The organism is Pseudescherichia vulneris (genome assembly GCF_902164725.1).
Lineage (GTDB): Bacteria > Pseudomonadota > Gammaproteobacteria > Enterobacterales > Enterobacteriaceae > Pseudescherichia > Pseudescherichia vulneris.
Window position 1 is genome coordinate 466,930 of the sequence record NZ_LR607338.1, and the last position, 2,258, is coordinate 469,187.

Below are 2,258 nucleotides of genomic sequence, written 5' to 3' on the forward strand. Positions count from 1 at the left end.
GGCATTACGTCAGCAAAATGCCTCAGGAAAAATAGTGCTGCAGCAGCGGCGCGTCGTTGTTTGGACTGGCCGGCGGCACGACGCCAATCGCCTGGTTGCGGAACGGGATCACCTGCGCACGCCCGTCAACTTTTACAATCTGATAGAACTGCGGCAGATTGAAGTTGATAAAGCTGGAGCCGTAGGTAAAGCGATCGTGGGATGAAGAGTAGAAGCGGCTTACGTCACGTACCAGCTCCTCTTTGCTACCCTCGCAGTGGTGATACACCTCTGCCCGGTTACTCTCGTCCAGTATATAAATATTAAAGCCCGCCTCGTCACCCGACTCTTCAAAGAAGAACTGGATAATCCCTTCACTGGCAAACCCATCCACCACCGGCGGCAGCTTGACCTGGTTGGTCTCTACCTGCACCGACAGGCCGTGCAGCTTGTTGTGGGAGATCGCGCCATAGAACTCAATGGCATTCTCCAGCTTCTGCACCGAGACGTTGAGACGCTCAAAGAAGAGTCCCCACGTCTGCCCGGCGACGCGCAGCGCTTTAAAGCGTCCGGTCTCCTGGCGAGTACTGGAGAGGCGTAGTTCAATGCACTCTGACACCAGCTGCTGCACGCGGGTACGAATCAAACCGCGCAGGTGCTGGCTATAGCAGAACACCTCAACGCTATCCGGCGGCGCGGCGTCCTGATGCATCTTGCCCAGAATGGTCTTTAGCGCCTCGATCATCGCCTGCTCGCCGTTAAAGTGCAGGGTACGCACCTCGTTCCACGAGTTGCGATACAGCAGATCGACGCTGCCCACCAGGCAGTTTTGCTGCTCGCCGAAGCTGAACACGTCCAGCTTGCGGAAGTCAAAATGGACCACCTGATTGCGGAACGCCGCCGTCGGGTCGTACTCCAGATTAACAATGATCGCCAGATGACGAATTTCACACGGGCTGTAGAGCGCCTTTGGCGTCGGCGCAGGCAGGCGCAGCGGGAAGTGGTGCGACACGTCGGCCACCATCTCCTGCAGCTTCGCCAGATCGACAATGCCGTTGCCCTTAATAAACAGATGCGTGCGCGACGTCAGCAGGCCATTAAACCATGCCCACGCCACCAGCTTGTTCAGATAGCGGTTATACTCCAGCGGCTGCTGGCTGATAATCGAATCCATGCTCGGGGCGCGGTTATAGAGATACCAGCCAGAGCGGTTGGCGCGGCCCGGGGGCACATGAATAAAGGTCAGATTTGGCTCAGAGAGATCCGGCGAAATCTGCGGATTGACCAGCGTCACTTTCCCCGGTAGCGCTTCAAAGGCAGCATACAGCTTACGGGTCAGGACGCCGATATCCTGCGGACTGGCGGAGACGCTAAGGTTATTACGGCGTGCAAAGCGGATCAGATTACGATAGCTCTGCATCATGGCATCGAGCAGTTCGTTATGCGCTTCGCGCACCTGGCCGATCTTCCAGTTGGCGCGGTTATCGAGCATGGCGAGACGCGCTTCGTCCCAGCCCCACTCTTTCACCAGCGAGCTCACGACTTCACGTCGCCAGCCCACGCAAGCGCGCTCGCGGCTCAGCTTTTCACACACTTTTAAGTAGAAACATCGACGCACCAGGTCAAGGCGCGTGACGTCTTCGATCGCCGTCAGATAGTGGGTAACTCGCTCCAGCATCATGCAGTAGTGATCGAGACCAAAGGAGACGATCTCCCCGTCGTGCAGCCGCTGTTTAATGTCTTTTGCCAGCAGGCGCGTGTTCGGGTACTCCCAGGAATAAGCCTCCAGCAGCAGCGTTTTCAGTACTGCTTTATAAGGAGAGTCGATGCTTTTATAGAGCTGCCACAGGCTAGCGCCGAAGTACTCCTCCGCCGACAGCGAGCTCAGCCCGCCGAGATCCAGCCACTCGTTTGGCGTCAGCACGCCCTGAGCGTAGAGCGACATCACGTAGTCGTCGTAGTTGGGCTCTTCATCGCCCGGAACCATATTCCACAGAATACGCTTCCCGGCCAGCCGCACGGCGGTGCGGTAGAACTCATCAAGCAGAAGGATGTGCTGGGTAGAGCCGCAGTCTTCCCCGCCGAGGCTGCCGCTTTCGTTATGGCGGAAGCGGTTTTCGTCGATCAGGAAGAAGCTCACCTCTACGCCGAGCGAGGCGGCCCAGCTCTCCAGCAGGCTGCATTTACGTTGTAATAGCTGGCGCTCATCGCTGTCGAGCCACGACTGATGACACACCCAGATGTCGAGATCGGAAGAGCTGCTCTGTCCGACCGATGAG

General features: G+C 57.6%; 1 protein-coding gene. It reads right to left on the reverse strand.

All coding sequences use genetic code 11. The features are described from left to right. Positions 1–22: 22 nt before the first annotated feature. A partial coding sequence (locus tag FN633_RS01830; RefSeq protein ID WP_154058793.1) for a class I adenylate cyclase occupies positions 23–2,258 on the reverse strand: 2,236 nt, incomplete at its 5' end.